Genomic DNA, 14,745 nt, shown 5'->3' with positions numbered 1-14,745 from the left:
CGCCCGGCGGCCCGCACAACAGAGGGAACTTCGAGATGGTTTTGAATGCTTTCGACCGCGCACCGCGCCGTGTGCTGGCGCTGGTGGCGGCGGCCTGCGTGGCCATGCTGGCGTTCGGCATGTACCTGCAGCACGTGGTGGGCCTGGAGCCGTGCCCGATGTGCATCGTGCAGCGCTATGCTCTTATTTTGGTAGCGTTCTGCGCAGGCGTGGCAAGCGCCAGAGGGCAAAAAGGCTGGCAACTCGGCTGGGGCGTGCTGGCCCTGCTGTCGGCCGGCTTCGGCGCCTTCGTGGCGGCGCGCCAGAGCTGGCTGCAGTGGTATCCGCCCGAGATCGCCACCTGCGGGCGCGACTTCTACGGAATGATCGAGCATTTCCCGATCGGCCGCGCGATTCCCATGATCTTCCGCGGCTCGGGCGACTGCACTGTGGTGGACTGGACCTTCCTGGGCGGCTCCATCGCCAACTGGTCGTTCATCTGCTTCGTCGCCATGGCCATCGTGCTGCTGGCGCTGCTCGTGCGCCGCAGCCGCCGCTGACGAGATCCAGCGAACGATTCAGCCACCCAGCCAGGGCGCCTTCGGGCGCCCTGGCCGTTTCTAGCGGGGGGCGAACACCACCGGCGCGTCGCCCTCGCGCCAGGCCGGGTACTTGCCCATTACCGCATCGAAGAGCGGCAGCGCCTGCCAGCCGGCCAGCCACTGGCGGGTGCGGGGCCAGGCGCCGGCCTCCCAGCGCGCCGCATCGATGCCCGCGAACTGCCGCACGAAGGGCGCGACGGCCATGTCCGCCAGCGTGGCGTGGCTGCCGAAGAGCCAGGCCTGCGTGCCCAGGCGCGCCTCCAGCGCCTGCATGACCCAGCCGTCCGCGGTGGCCCAGGCGGCGGCGTGCCCGGGCGTGCCGGCCTCCTCGCCGGGATAGCGGCTGGGGTACTTGCAGCGGTCCAGCGCCTGCTTGAAGCTGCCGTCGCATTCGGCGATGAGCGCGAGCATGGCCTGCAGGTCTTCGCCGGTGGAAGGCTGCAGCCAGCCGCCCGGGTCGCTGCGCTGCAGCGCCCAGCGCATGATGTCCAGGCTCTGGTCGATGACCTTGGCGCCGCCTTCTTCGGGCAGCACCAGCACCGGCACCGTGCCCTTGGGCGATGCGGCCAGCAGCGCGGCGGGCTTGTCGCGCAGAACGATTTCGCGCAGCTCGCAGGCCTGGCCGCTGGCCGCCAGCGCCAGCCGGGCGCGCATGGCGTAGGGGCAGCGGCGGAAGGAATAGAGCACCGGCAGATGGGCGGGCAGGGCGGGGGCTGGGGCGGCTTCCCGCGCCGACTGCGACGGTTGCGACGGTTGCGACGGTTGTGCCGAGGGCAGCCGCGCGCCGATGTGCTCCTGCCCACGCTCGGCGGCCAGCCGCATCTGCCGCTCGCGCTCGCGCAGGGCCTGCAGCTGCTCGGGCGTGCGGCTGCCATGGCAGTGCGGGCAGCTCACGCCGGTTTCGTAGAGGGGCGATGCCAGCTCCTCCGCGCCCAGCGGCATGCGGCAGGAGCGGCAGAGCTGGTGGTGGCCGGGGGCCAGCCCGTGGCCGACCGACACGCGCTCGTCGAACACGAAACAGTCGCCATGCCAGCGGCTCTCGGTGGGCGGCACCGTTTCCAGGTATTTGAGGATGCCGCCTTCCAGGTGATAGACCTCGCCGAAGCCCTGGGAGCGCAGTAGCGCGGTGGATTTCTCGCAGCGGATGCCGCCCGTGCAGAACATCGCCACCCGGGGCTGGCCCGCCAGCAGGCCGCCCGGCTGGCGCTCGGCCTCCACCCAGGCCGGGAACTCGGTGAAGGTGCGCGTGCCCGGGTTCACCGCGCGCTCGAAGCTGCCGATGCCGATCTCGTAGTCGTTGCGCACATCGATCACCACCACCTCGGGGTCGTCGATGAGCGCGTTCCAGTCCTCGGGCTTCACATAGGTGCCGGCATGCAGCTCAGGCTGCAGGCCGGGCACGCCCAGGGTGACGATCTCGCGCTTGAGCCGCACGCGCATGCGGTAGAACGGCTGCCGGTCGCCCAGCGCCTCCTTGTGCCGCAGCGGCGCCAGCCGGGCATCGCTGCGCAGCCAGGCCAGCACGGCCTGCACGCCCTCGGGGCTGCCGGCGATGGTGCCGTTGATGCCTTCGGGCGCCAGCAGCAGCATGCCGCGCACGCCGTGCGCCTCGCACAGCGCCTGCAGCGGCTCCCGCAGCGCGGCGTAGTCGGGCAGATCGACGAACAGGTACAGGGCGGCGGTGAGGACGGCGGAAGAGGGCTGCGCGCTCGGCGAGATGGGCGTGGTGGGCATGGGGCGGCGATGATACCGGGCGGCTCCTTGGCGCTCCTCGCGTGGCCCGGCAGTCGGCATCGTCAGGCCGGTGCCGCGCAGGCCGCCAGCAGCCAGTCGCGGAAGGCCTGCATGGCCGGGCCCGGCGTGCGCGAATGCAGCCGCGTGAGCCAGTAGGCGCCGATGGCGATTTCGGTCTGGGCGAAGGGCTGCACCAGCCGGCCCTGCTGCAGCTCGCGCGTGAAGAGGCGCACGGGCAGCAGCGCCACGCCTGCGCCCTGGGCGGCGGCTTCCGCCAGCGCCAGCGAGGTATCGAAGACCATGCCGCGCAGCAGCGGGCAGGGCAGGCCGGCGGCGGCGAACCAGGCGGGCCATTCGTCCGGCCGATAGGAGCGCAGCAGCGGTTCGCGGGCCAGGTCGCCGGGCGTGCGCAGCCGCGAGGCGACGGCCGGCGCGCACAGGGGCGAGAGCGGCGCCTCCAGCAGCCGGTCGGCCGCCGTGCCATGCCAGGCGCCGTCGCCGAAGCGGATGGCGTAGTCCAGCCCTTCGGCCGCCAGATCGACGCGGTTGTTGTGCGTGTGCAGGCGCAGGTCCACGAACGGGCAGGCCTGCTGGAAGTCCCGCAGGCGCGGCAGCAGCCAGCCCACGGCGAAGGTGCCCACGGCCCCTACGGTCAGCACCTCGCGGGGGCGGCGGTCATCGAACTGCTCCAGCGCCTGGGCGATGCGGCCGAAGGCATCCACGAGCGCGGGCAGCAGGGCCTGGCCCTCGTCGGTGAGCGCGAGGCCCCGGGGCAGCCGGCGAAAGAGCGGCTTGCCCAGGCGGTCTTCCAGATTGCGGATGTGCTGGCTGACCGCCGTCTGGGTCACGTTCAGCTCCTCAGCCGCCCGGGTCAGGTTCAGGTGCCGGGCCGCTACCTCGAACGCGCGCAGGGCATTGAGCGGAAGGTGCATGGGGGAGGGGTGTGGTGATGGAGTCCCAGGTTTTTCGATGGGGTGGCTGTGATTATTGGCGATGGTGCGCAAGCCTGGCAGCCCGTATCGTTCGAGCCTGTCTTCATAAAGAAGGGGTTGTTGCATGCAAAGAAGAGAGTTTTCCTTGGGGCTGATGGGTGTCTGGAGTCTGCTGGGGCCTGCGGCCTTGGCGGGCACGGCAACGACCGCAGCACCGGATGCCGCCGCCTGGCGCAGCGGCATGCAGGCGCTGGAAGCCACGCTGCAGGGCGCCCGCCTGGGCGTGGCCGTGCTCGACACCGCCACGGGCCGCGCGTGGGGCTGGCGCGAGGACGAGCGCTTTCCCATGGCCAGCACCTTCAAGATGGCGCTGGCGGGCTGGATGCTGGCGCTGGTCGATCAGGGCAGGGAATCGCTCGCGCAGCGCGTGCATTTCGAGCGCGAGGCGCTGGTGCCGTATTCGCCCGCCACCGAAAAGCATGCGGGCCCAGGCGCAGACGGCATGACCGTGGGCGAACTCTGCGAGGCCGCCGTCACGCTGAGCGACAACACCGCCGCCAACCTGCTGCTGGCGCGCCACGGCGGGCCGGCGGGCTACACCGCCTTCCTGCGCTCCGTGGGCGACGAGGTGACGCGGCTGGACCGCACCGAGCCCGCGCTGAACGAGGCCCTGCCGGGCGATCCGCGCGACACGACCACGCCGGCGGCCATGGGCCGCACGCTGCAGCGCCTCGCGCTGGGCGATGCGCTCTCGGCCGCATCGCGCGCGCAGCTCATGGCCTGGCTGGTGGGCAACAAGACGGGGGACCGGCGCCTGCGCGCGGGCGTGCCGGGCTGGCGGGTGGGCGACAAGACGGGCACGGGCGCCCTGGGCTCGTCCAACGACATCGGCGTGCTGTGGCCGCCGGGCGGCGCGGCGCCGCTGGTGGTGGCCTGCTACATGACGGGCGGCGCGCCCGCTGCGCCTGCGGTGCGCGATGCGGCCATCGCCCAGGTGGCGCGGCAGGCGGCGGCCCTGCGCGCCGGTGGCGCTACAGGTTCTTGACCAGCACCTGGCTCTTGCGGTCCCAGTTGTATTTCTTCTTGCGGGCCTCGGGCAGCCAGTCCGGGTCCACCGGCTGGAAGCCGCGCTTGATGAACCAGTGCATGGTGCGCGTGGTGAGCACGAAGATGCTTTTCAGGCCCATGATGCGGGCGCGCTGCTCGATGCGCTTGAGCAGCTTCTCGCCGTCGCCCGTGCCCTGGCTCTGCGGCGACACGGTGACGGCGGCCATCTCGGCCGTGCCGGCTTCGGGGTAGGGGTAGAGCGCCGCGCAGCCGAAGATCACGCCGTCGTGCTCGATGATGGTGTAGTTGGCCACGTCGCGCTCGATCTCGGTGCGGTCGCGCTTGACCAGCGTGCCGTCCTTCTCGAAGGGCTCGATCAGCTGCAGGATGCCGCCCACGTCGTCGGGCGTGGCCTCGCGCAGCTCTTCGAGCTTCTCATCGACGATCATGGTGCCGATGCCGTCGTGCACGTAGATCTCCAGCAGCAGCGAGCCATCCACCGCGAAGGGGATGATGTGGCTGCGCTCCACGCCGCCTTCGCAGGCCTTCACGCAGTGCTGCAGGTAGAAGGTCGTGTCGGTGGGGTGCTGGGCGGAGGGCAGGGTGGCGACCATGCGGCGCGCCAGGTCCAGCGGCAGTTCGGTGTCGATGGGGTTGTCTTCGCTCTCGGGGGCCTGCGGGTCGGTGCGGATGCCGGGGATCTCTGAGACGAACACCAGCTTGTCGGCCTTGAGCGCGATGGCGACCGAGGTGGCGACCTCTTCCATGTTCAGGTTGAAGGCTTCGCCCGTGGGCGAGAAGCCGAAGGGCGAGAGCAGCACCAGCGCGTCCATGTCCAGCGAGCGGCGGATGCCGGCCGTGTCCACCTTGCGCACCAGCCCGGAATGCTTGAAGTCCACGCCATCGACGATGCCCACCGGCCGGGCGGTGATGAAGTTGCCCGAGATCACCCGCACGGTGGAGCCCGCCATGGGCGTGTTGGGCAGGCCCTGGCTGAAGGCGGCCTCGATCTCGTAGCGCAGTTGGCCCGCCGCCTCCTGCGCGCAGTCGAGCGCCACCGAGTCGGTCACGCGGATGCCGTGCGAATAGCGGGGCTCGTGCCCCTTGGCCAGCAGCTGCTCGTTCACCTGCGGGCGAAAGCCGTGCACCAGCACGATCTTCACGCCCATGGCCTGGATCATGGCCAGGTCCTGCGCGATGGACTGCAGCTTGCCGGCCGCGATGGCCTCGCCCGGCAGGCCGATCACGAAGGTCTGGTGCCGGAACTTGTGGATGTACGGCGCGACCGAGCGGAACCAGGGAACGAAGGTGAAGTTGAAGACGGCGGACAGGGCAGACATGGCGGCGTGCGGCAGGGGCGGTGGAGGGCGGGCAGGGCGAAGGCCGGAATGATAGTGGCTCGCCTCCGCCCTGCGGGCCCGCCCGCGCCCTGCGCAACGCGTGTTTTTCCCACCCGTTACCGCTCAGCGCGATCGGCCCCGTTTTCGGCAGGGCCGATCGCGGCGCTCAGAACGTGTTCACGATCTCAGGACTTGCAGCTGAAGCTGTCCGCGCTCTCCACGTCGCCCGAGCCGTTGTAGCGCGCCACCAGCGGATAGGGGCACAGGGGCCGCGTGCGTCCGGCGCTCCAGCTGGCGGGCACTTCGGGGTTGGGCACGTTGGCGCTCGCGCCGCGCGCCTTGGCGATCACGCGGTCGGGCGCCTGGCCTTTCTCGACCCAGTTGACCAGCGCCGTCACCATGTCGAACTGGTCGGTGGACGGGCCGTTGGCGCAGTGGTTCATGCCCGGCACGAGGTAGAGGCGCGCATAGCCTGCGGCGCGGCCCAGCTCGGCCTGCTGCAGCCGGTCGTACCAGCGGGCGGTGTCGGCGGCGCTGAACACGCCGTCGGCCGTGCCGTGATAGACCATCAGCTTGCCGCCCCGGTTGCGCAGGGTGGAGAGCTTGGTCTCGTCCGGCGGCGTCATGAACGACCAGCCCGACTCGGTGTAGGTCGCGTCGGTGGCGAAGAGCTTGCCGTAGTCGCGGTCCAGGTCGTAGGCCAGTGCGATCTGCCCAGGCGGCGTGGCGAGGAAGGTGGCGACCGGCATGGGCGGCGTGTTGAAGACCAGCGACACCGAGCCCGGATCGAGGTTCTGCGCGATGAAGTAGTGCCAGAGCGCGAAGTCCTTGCCGGCCACGCCCGGGTCGAACCAGGTGTTGGAATAGGCGGGCGTGCCGTCGGCCAGGCGCGGGCCGGCGAAGATGCGCTGCAGCGTGTTCTTCTGCGCGGGCGTCAGGCATGCGCCGGTGCGCGCGCCGGTGCAGGTGGGTACGTCGGCCTGGATGTCGAACGCGCTCTGGCAGGCGGCCACGTCGGAGACGATGCCGTCCTTGACGCCGTCCAGCGCATCGCACTTGGCGGTGATGCTGGCAGCCACGGTGCTGTATTCGGCCGGCGTCACGGCGGTGGAGATGTCCACCTGGCCGTTGGCGCCGTTGCTGGCGATGCTGGCGTACTGCTTCACCTTCCAGAGCTGGGCGCTGGCGGCCTTGGGCAGGTGAAAGCCTGGGTTGCCGGCCAGCACGCCGTCGTAGTCCTGTGCGTAGCGCGCCGCCGTCACCATGGCATGGCGGCCGCCGTTGGAGCAGCCGGCGAAGTAGGAGCGGTCGGGCGCCTTGCCGTAGGCCGCCTGGATCACGCTGCGCGCCATGGGCGTGAGCTTGCCCACGGCCTGGTAGCCGTAGTCCAGCCGCGCCTGCGGGTCGGCGCCGAAGAAGGGCGTGGGCTGCGGGTGGCCGGCGTCGGAGCTGAGCACCGCGAAGCCCATGGCCAGCGCGGTCGTGGTCGGGCCGCCGCCGCCGATGGCGCCGGTGGCGGGCACCACGGAGCCGTCGAGCCCGCCGTTGCCCTGGTGGAAGAAGCGGCCATTCCAGTCGCGCGGCAGGCGCATTTCGAAGCCGATGGCGTAGCGGTTGCCGTCCACCGGGCTGATGCGTTCGTTCATCTGGCCCTGCACCAGGCAGTGCTCGGGCAGCGCGGGCGGGCCGTTGCTGCCATCGCTGGCGGCCACGGTGGCGACCGAGGTGATGCGGGTGTTGGGGAGCGCCAGCGTCGCCAGGCTGCTGCAGGTGGCGAGCTTGGCTGGAGTGGCGGCAGCCAGCTGCGGCGGGCCGTCGTCGCCACCGCCGCAGCCTGCGAGGCCGATGGCCGCGCTCAGCGTGGCGGCGGCGGCAAGCCAGCCGTTGGACGGGCGCCGTGGCGCCGGGCTGAAGGACGTGTGCATGGGGTGTCTCCTCCGGCCCGCGCTCGGCGCAGGCCGACTCAAAGGGTGTCGTTATGTGTCGTTATGGGAAAGGCGCCGGCCCGCGTGCAGCCCGGGCCGGCGCCGGCGGCCGGCGCCGCGCGGGTGCGTGCGCAGGTCGGCCGCAGGGCGGTGCTCAGGATTCGGCGGTGAAGCCGATCTGCTTGACGATGGGCGCCCAGCGCTTGAACTCTTCGTGCGTCATGGCGTCGAGCTCGGCCGGCGTGGAGCCGCCCGCGATCAGGCCGAAGGTCGCCAGGTTCTCGATCACCGCCTTGTCCTGCAGCGCCTTGTTGATGGCGACGCTGGCCGCTTCCACCACCGGGGCGGGCGTGCGGGCCGGGGCGTAGAAGCCATACCACTCGTCGAACTTGATGTAGTCGAAGCCTTGCTCGGAGAAGGTCGGCACGTTGGGCGTGAACGGCGTGCGCTTGGGGCCGGAGGTGGCCAGGATGCGCAGCTTGCCGGTCTTGGCCTGGGGCAGGAAGTCGCCGACCGGCGTGATCATGGCTGCGATCTGCCCGCCCACCGTGTCGGTCACGCCCGGGATGGAGCCGCGGTAGGGCACATGCCGCAGGTCGATGCCGCTGTTCTTGGAGAGCAGCGCGCCGATGAAGTGCGGAATGGAGCCGGCCGCGGGCGAGCCGTAGCTCGCATCCTTGGGGTTGGCCTTGGCCCAGGCCAGGAAGTCGGCCACGGTCTTCACGTTGGCCGGCACCGCGGGGCCCACGGCCAGCGCGTGCGAGAGGGTGGCGCCCAGGGAGACGGGCACCAGATCCTCGAACGGCTTGTAGCTGAGCTTGGGGTAGATGCCCGGGAAGACGGTGAGCACCGAGTGCGGCGTGAGCAGCAGCGTGCCGCCGTCCGGCGCGGCGGACTTGACGGTCTCCACCGCGATGCGGCCGCCCGCGCCGCTCTTGTTGTCCACGATGCCGGCGGTCTTCACGTAGCCGCCCGCAGGCAGGCGGTCGGCCACGCGGCGGGCCATCACGTCGGCCGTGCCGCCGGGCGGGAAGCCCACCACCACGCGGGCGGTGTCCAGCGTCTGCGCGAACGCGGCGAAGGGAGACAGGGCCCCGAGGGCGGTGATGGAGCCGAGGGTCTGGACGAACTGGCGTCGATTGGTCATGGCGATGATCCTGGAGAGGGAAGGGGCCGGGGCCTCAGAACGCATGGCGCACGCCCACGTTGAAGCCGGTCTGCGAGGCGCCGGCGGCCGGGTTGCTGCCGGCCGCGCCGCCGCTGACCGAGACGGCGGCCAGGCGGTCGTTGCGGATGTGGCCGATCTGGGTGTAGACGGCGGTGCGCTTGGAGAGCGCGTAGGTCAGGCGGGCGACGAGCATCTGCGAGTCGAAGTCGTTGACCGACTTGTAGTTGATGCGCAGGTACTGGCCGTCCAGCGTCAGGTTGCCGGTGAGCGGGTAGGAGGCGCCGACGAACCAGAGGTCGCTGCGCGGCTTGACTGCGTCGCCGTCGTTGTCGCGGCGGATCAGGCCCGCGCCGATCTTGCCGCCCGCGACCTTCACGTAGCCGTTCACGGCCAGGCGCGTGTCGGTCTTGCCGCTGCTGTTGAGGTTGCCGAAGACCAGGTCGGTGGCCGAGGTGGTGTTGCGGCCGTTCTGCTGGTCGTAGGCCAGGGCGGCGCCCCAGGTGGGCGCGTCGTACTTGACCAGGGCGGACCACTGGCGGCAGGCCTTCTTGTCGGTGGCGCTCTCGCCGGCGCAATTGGTGCCGACGGGGCTGGGCCCGGCGTTGACCGTGTCACGGCCGAAGCTGTATTCGGCGCCCACCGTGAAGCCGCTGAAGGTGCCGCGGTAGCCCAGCGAGTTGTCGGCGCGGGAATTGGGGATGTAGCTGTCGAGCGAGCCTGCCGCATACACGGCCGGGCCGATCACGTCGGCGTCCAGCATCGAGTAGTACAGCATCGAATACTGGCGGCCGGCCGTCACCGTGCCCCAGGGGCCCTGCAGGCCGATGATCGACTGGCGGCCGAAGCCGCGGCCGCCCTGGCCCAGCGTGCCCTGGTCGGGAGCGAAGCCCATTTCCAGCGCGAAGATGGCCTTGAGCCCGCCGCCCAGGTCCTCGCTGCCGCGAAAGCCCAGGCGCGAAGGCAGGGTGCCGGTGTTGCTGGGCATGCGGTTGAGGCCGTCGCCGCCCGCGCCCACGTTGGTGACATGCTCCACGCCCACGTCGATCAGACCGTAGATATTGACGCTGGAGCCGCCGGCTGGCGGGGTCTGCGCATGCGCGGCCAGGGCGGCCGTGGTGCCGATCAGGGCGGCGCACCAGTGGTGGCGGGTGCTGCGTTGCTTCTTCATCGTCGTCTTCGTGTTCATGGATGTCTCCTTCCAATCGCCCGTACGCGGGCCGTCCATGGCGCTGGAACCCAGCGATGGGGCGCGTGCAGGTCGCTCTGCTCTCTGGTCGTTGATGCCGTCCGATCGGTGCGGCATGTGCTGGGGGCACTCGGTGGGGCGGCAGCCGGGCTGGGGGCTGCGCGCTGCGGGATGGCTGCCGGCCGGGCCACGGCCTGCGCGCGACGGAAGGCGGATCGCTTCCATGCAGTGGCGGCGCAGGGCGGGAACCTTCGCGGGCGAAGGCGCGGCGGGAGCGATCATCTCGACTTGTGTCTCCGTGGTTCCGGTCCGGGCGGCGGGAGGCCCGGAAGCGGTGCAGCCTGTTTGCAAAGGTTATCGTTAGTCAGGCTATCGGATAAAGTCTATAACTAGTTGTTGATCTGGATGAATTGGTAGAAGCTCTAGGTATGGCAGGCGCCAAACGGATGCATGGCTGGCGCAGGCCTGGCGCCAGGGCCTGCGCTGTGCGTCTGCACCGGGCCGGCAACCGGGGCAGCGCGGGCCCCGTGCCCCTGCCGGCGGGGCCATGCGCTGCGGATCGCACGGCAGCGGCGGCGGGCTCGGATAATGCAGCCCTTCATGAACGAATCCGCGCCTTCCCACCTTCCGCCCGCCGCGCCCGCGCTGCGCATCGAATTCCCCGAATCCCTGCCCGTTTCGGGCAAGCGCGACGAGATCATGGCCGCCCTGCGGCAGCACCAGGTCATCATCGTGTGCGGCGAAACCGGCTCCGGCAAGACCACCCAGCTGCCCAAGATCGCGCTGGCCCTGGGCCGCGGCCGGTGCAATGCCCGCCCGGGCGAGAAAGGCCAGCTCATCGGCCACACCCAGCCGCGCCGCATCGCGGCCAGCAGCGTGGCCAAGCGCATCGCCGAGGAGCTGAAGACGCCGCTGGGCGAGGTGGTGGGCTACAAGGTGCGCTTCCAGGACCGGCTCTCCAAGGGCGCCTCGGTCAAACTGATGACCGACGGCATCCTGCTGGCCGAAACGCAGACCGACCCGCTGCTCAAGGCCTACGACACCCTCATCATCGACGAGGCCCACGAGCGCAGCCTGAACATCGACTTCCTGCTGGGCTACCTGCGCCAGATCCTGCCGCGCCGGCCGGACCTGAAGATCGTCGTCACCTCGGCCACCATCGACGCGGATCGGTTCGCCAAGCACTTCGAATCGGCCAAGGGGCCGGCTCCCGTGATCTACGTCTCCGGGCGCACCTTTCCGGTGGAGCAGCGCTACCGGCCCTTCGAGGACAGCCGCGACTACGGCCTGAACGAAGCCATCGCCGACGGCGTGGACGAGCTCTGGGCCGGCAATGCGGGCGGCGACATCCTGATCTTCCTGCCCGGCGAACGCGAGATCCGCGAGGCCGCCGACCATCTGCGCAAGCACCTCGCCCACCAGCCCGTGATGCGCAATGCCGAGGTGCTGCCGCTCTTCGCCCGCCTGTCGCAGGCCGAGCAGGACCGCATCTTCGAGGGTCACACCGGCCGGCGCATCGTGCTGGCCACCAACGTGGCCGAGACCTCGCTCACCGTGCCGGGCATCCGCTACGTCATCGACGCAGGCACGGCGCGGGTCAAGCGCTACAGCTTCCGTAGCAAGGTGGAGCAGCTGCTGATCGAGCCGGTGAGCCAGGCGGCGGCCAACCAGCGCGCCGGCCGTTGCGGCCGGGTGGCCAACGGCATCTGCATCCGCCTCTACGACGAGGCGGACTTCAACAGCCGCCCGCGCTTCACCGACCCGGAAATCCTGCGCTCGTCGCTGGCCGGCGTCATCCTGCGCATGAAGTCGCTGCACCTGGGCGACGTGGCGCAGTTCCCGTTCATCGAGGCGCCTTCGGGCCGCGCCATCGCCGACGGCTACCAGCTGCTGGGCGAACTGGGCGCGGTGGATGACGCCAACGAGCTCACGCCCATGGGCGTGGAGCTGTCGCGCCTGCCGCTGGACCCGCGCGTGGGCCGCATGATCCTGGAGGCGCGCGAGCGCCAGGCGCTGGAGGAGGTGCTGGTCATCGCCTCGGCCCTGTCGGTGCAGGACGTGCGCGACCGGCCGCTGGAAGCGCAGCAGCAGGCCGACCAGGCGCATGCCAAGTTCGACGACGAGAAGAGCGAGTTCAGCGGCTACCTCAAGCTCTGGAAGTGGATCAACGAGGCGCGCGGCGGTGCGCCCAGCCTGCCGTCGGCCCGGGCGCAGAAAGAAGCTGCCCAGCGCGCCGCCCGGCAGGGCACGCGCGCCCAGGCCAGCCTGCCGGTGGCCCAGCGCCTGACGGCTGTGCACGAGCCCGCCGATACGGCGGCGGCGGCCTCGGCGGCGGAGCAGCCCACCCACAAGCTCAGCAACCGCCAGTACGAATCGCTGCTGCGGCAGAACTTCATCAGCATCCGCCGCCTGCGCGAGTGGCGCGACATCCACACCCAGCTGCTCACGGTGGTGACCGAGCACCGCTGGAAGCTCAACACCAGCCCCGCCGGCTACGAGCAGATCCACCTCTCGATGCTCGCGGGCCTGCTGGGCAACGTGGGCGCCAAGAGCGACGAGGAAGACTGGTACCTGGGCGCGCGCGGCATCAAGTTCTACAAGCACCCGGGCGCCCACCTGAACAAGAAGCCCGGGCGCTGGATCGTCGCGGCCGAGCTGGTCGAGACCACGCGGCTCTTCGGCCGCGGCATCGCCGCCATCGAGCCGCAATGGGTCGAGCAGATCGGCGGCCACCTGCTCAAGAAACAGCTGCTGGACCCGCACTGGGAGAAGAAGGCCGCGCAGGTCTCGGCGCTGGAGCGGGCCACGCTTTACGGCCTGGTCATCTACAACAACCGGCGCGTCAACTTCGGCAAGGTCGATCCGCATGCCGCGCGCGAGATCTTCATCCGCGAGGCGCTGGTGGGCGGGCAGTGGGAGACGCGCCTGCCGTTCCTCGCCGCCAACCAGAAGCTCATCGCCAAGGTGGAAGAGCTGGAGCACAAGTCGCGCCGGCAGGACGTGCTGGTGGATGACGAGCTGATCTACGCCTTCTACGACCAGCAGCTGCCGGCCGACATCTGCACCGGCGCGGGCTTCGAGGCCTGGTATGGCGAGGCCTCGCGCCAGAATCCGGACCTGCTCAAGCTCACCCGCGAAGAGCTGATGCGGCACGAGGCCGCCGGCATCACCAGCAACGCCTTCCCGAAGACCGTGCGCCTGGGCGGCGTGGACTGCGCCGCGAGCTACCTGCACGAGCCCGGCGACGCGCGCGACGGCCTGACCGTCACGGTGCCGCTCTTCGTGCTCAACCAGGTCAGCGACGAGCGCTGCGAATGGCTGGTGCCCGGCATGCTGCAGGCCAAGATCCAGGCCCTGCTGAAAAGCCTGCCGCAGCGCCCGCGCAGCCGCTTCGTGCCGCTGCCCGAGAGCGCGGCGCGCATCGCCGAGCTGTTCAGCGCCCCCGAGCGCTTCGGCCAGGGCAGCCTGACCGATGCGCTGCTCAAGCAGGTGCGTGATGAGACCTCGCTCGACGTGAAGCGCGCGGACTTCAAGCTCGACATGCTGAGCCCGCACCTGTTCATGAACTTCCGCGTCGTCGACGAGCATGGCCGCCAGCTGGGCCATGGCCGCAACCTGGGCGCGCTCAAGGCCGAATGGGGCGCCAAGGCGCGCGGCGCCTTCCAGGCGCTGGCCGGGCTGAAGCTGGGCCAGGGTGCGGGGAAAAAAGAGCCCGCAGCCCAGGACCAGCCTGTGCAGTCAGCTATCAAAAACGAAGCAAGGCGGGGCGCGGGTGCCCCGGCACCGGCAGCGGCCCCTGCCGCACCGGCGGTGCCCGCGGGCCAGCGCTACACCGCCTGGACCTTCGGCGAGCTGCCCGAGCTGATGGAGATCCGCAAGGGCGGCCAGACGCTGATCGGCTTTCCGGCCCTGATCGACGGCGGCGATGCCGTCAGCATCGAGGTGTTCGACGAACCCGAGGTGGCAGCGGCCAGGCACCGCGCGGGCCTGCGGCGCCTGTTCGCGCTGCAGATCAAGGACGCGCTCAAGTACCTGGAAAAGAACATCCCCGACCTGCAGAAGATGGCCGTGGCCTACATGCCGCTGGGCACGCAGGAAGAGCTGCGCAGCCAGATCCTCGACATCGCCCTGGACCGCGCCTTCCTGCAGGACCCGCTGCCCACCCACGAGGCCGACTTCAAGCGCCGCGTGGACGAAGGCCGGGGCCGCCTGACGCTCATCGCCAACGAGGTGGCGCGCCTGGCCGGCACCATCCTGGTCGAATACGCCGCCGCCGTGCGCAAGATCAAGGACACCAAGAACGCGCCCGAGGCCACGCAGGACGCCCAGCAGCAGCTGCAGCGCCTGATGCCCAAGCAGTTCATCGCTGCCGCGCCCTGGGCGCAGCTGGCGCACTTTCCGCGCTACCTCAAGGCCATCACGCTGCGGCTGGATAAATACCGTGCCGACCCGGCACGCGATGCCTCCCGCCTGGCGGAGCTGCGCCCGCAGGAGCAGCGCTACTGGCGTCTGGTGGCCGAACGCAAAGGCCAGGTCGATGCGCGCATGCAGGAGCTGCGCTGGCTGCTGGAGGAGCTGCGCGTGAGCTTCTTCGCGCAGGAGCTGCGCACGCCCCAGCCGGTGAGCGTGAAGCGGCTGGACAAGCTCTGGGCGCAGATCAATACGTGAGGTGTCGGGTTGACTGGGCGGGCGCGGGCGCCTTGCGGCCGGCTCAGGGTGCGGTCCTCGCATCTTGAACCGCCAGAGCTTCGCATCCCGCCACTGTGATGCTGTGGGGTTGGGTGGGCTGGCGCCGGCCACGCCTTCATGGCCGGTGCAGTGGCGCGCAGGGG

Annotated in this window: 9 protein-coding genes; 3 read left to right on the top strand and 6 right to left on the bottom strand. The window is 70.6% G+C overall.

The features are described 5' to 3' along the window. Positions 1–35: 35 nt before the first annotated feature. On the top strand, positions 36–539 hold the full coding sequence (locus tag BM070_RS00355) for a disulfide bond formation protein B (protein WP_092936484.1): 504 nt from the start codon (positions 36–38) through the stop codon (positions 537–539). A 60-nt stretch (positions 540–599) separates the two neighbouring features. On the opposite strand, the gene trhO is transcribed toward BM070_RS00355, so the two are convergent. Together trhO and BM070_RS00345 are read right to left on the bottom strand one after the other, a co-directional pair. Beyond that, positions 600–2,315, bottom strand: a complete 1,716-nt coding sequence (gene trhO, locus BM070_RS25310) for an oxygen-dependent tRNA uridine(34) hydroxylase TrhO (RefSeq protein ID WP_092936482.1) — start codon at positions 2,313–2,315, stop codon at positions 600–602. 62 nt (positions 2,316–2,377) lie between these two features. Next, positions 2,378–3,247: a LysR family transcriptional regulator gene (locus BM070_RS00345; RefSeq protein ID WP_092936480.1), complete on the bottom strand. Its 870-nt coding sequence runs from the start codon at positions 3,245–3,247 to the stop codon at positions 2,378–2,380. Positions 3,248–3,401: 154 nt separating this feature from the next. Between BM070_RS00345 and bla the strand changes: the two genes are divergently transcribed. Beyond that, positions 3,402–4,292, top strand: a complete 891-nt coding sequence (bla, locus tag BM070_RS00340) for a class A beta-lactamase (RefSeq protein WP_245785073.1) — start codon at positions 3,402–3,404, stop codon at positions 4,290–4,292. On the opposite strand, the gene argA is transcribed toward bla, so the two are convergent. The 4 genes from argA to BM070_RS00320 all read right to left on the bottom strand — a co-directional run bounded on the left by argA (position 4,279) and on the right by BM070_RS00320 (position 9,895). Next, positions 4,279–5,625: an amino-acid N-acetyltransferase gene (gene argA / locus BM070_RS00335; protein WP_092937265.1), complete on the bottom strand. Its 1,347-nt coding sequence runs from the start codon at positions 5,623–5,625 to the stop codon at positions 4,279–4,281. The two genes, bla and argA, sit on opposite strands and share 14 nt — an antisense overlap. 194 nt (positions 5,626–5,819) lie before the next feature. Continuing rightward, positions 5,820–7,559 carry a tannase/feruloyl esterase family alpha/beta hydrolase gene (locus BM070_RS00330; RefSeq protein ID WP_092936476.1) on the bottom strand — a complete coding sequence of 580 codons (1,740 nt, stop codon included), beginning with the start codon at positions 7,557–7,559 and terminating at the stop codon, positions 5,820–5,822. A 154-nt stretch (positions 7,560–7,713) separates the two neighbouring features. Continuing rightward, on the bottom strand, positions 7,714–8,706 hold the full coding sequence (locus BM070_RS00325; protein WP_092936474.1) for a Bug family tripartite tricarboxylate transporter substrate binding protein: 993 nt from the start codon (positions 8,704–8,706) through the stop codon (positions 7,714–7,716). A gap of 34 nt (positions 8,707–8,740) precedes the next feature. Beyond that, a complete protein-coding gene (locus tag BM070_RS00320; RefSeq protein ID WP_092937263.1) occupies positions 8,741–9,895 on the bottom strand; it encodes a porin in 1,155 nt (384 codons plus the stop codon). Positions 9,896–10,513: 618 nt separating this feature from the next. Here BM070_RS00320 and hrpA point away from each other — a divergent pair. Continuing rightward, the gene (gene hrpA, locus BM070_RS00315; RefSeq protein ID WP_092937261.1) at positions 10,514–14,581 is read left to right on the top strand and encodes an ATP-dependent RNA helicase HrpA; all 4,068 of its coding nucleotides are present in this window, start codon (positions 10,514–10,516) and stop codon (positions 14,579–14,581) included. The last annotated feature ends 164 nt before the right edge of the window (positions 14,582–14,745 follow it).

The organism is Paracidovorax wautersii (assembly GCF_900113035.1).
Classification (GTDB): Bacteria; Pseudomonadota; Gammaproteobacteria; order Burkholderiales; family Burkholderiaceae_C; genus Paracidovorax; species Paracidovorax wautersii.
This window is presented reverse-complemented; position numbering and strand designations above follow the sequence as displayed.

Excerpts from the sequence above, each read along its gene's own strand:
- BM070_RS00355 (WP_092936484.1), top strand. The coding sequence starts at position 36 with ATGGTTTTGAATGCTTTCGACCGCGCACCGCGCCGTGTGCTGGCGCTG.
- trhO (WP_092936482.1), bottom strand. The coding sequence starts at position 2,315 with ATGCCCACCACGCCCATCTCGCCGAGCGCGCAGCCCTCTTCCGCCGTC.
- BM070_RS00345 (WP_092936480.1), bottom strand. The coding sequence starts at position 3,247 with ATGCACCTTCCGCTCAATGCCCTGCGCGCGTTCGAGGTAGCGGCCCGG.
- bla (WP_245785073.1), top strand. The coding sequence starts at position 3,402 with ATGGGTGTCTGGAGTCTGCTGGGGCCTGCGGCCTTGGCGGGCACGGCA.
- BM070_RS00330 (WP_092936476.1), bottom strand. The coding sequence starts at position 7,559 with ATGCACACGTCCTTCAGCCCGGCGCCACGGCGCCCGTCCAACGGCTGG.
- BM070_RS00325 (WP_092936474.1), bottom strand. The coding sequence starts at position 8,706 with ATGACCAATCGACGCCAGTTCGTCCAGACCCTCGGCTCCATCACCGCC.
- BM070_RS00320 (WP_092937263.1), bottom strand. The coding sequence starts at position 9,895 with ATGAAGAAGCAACGCAGCACCCGCCACCACTGGTGCGCCGCCCTGATC.
- hrpA (WP_092937261.1), top strand. The coding sequence starts at position 10,514 with ATGAACGAATCCGCGCCTTCCCACCTTCCGCCCGCCGCGCCCGCGCTG.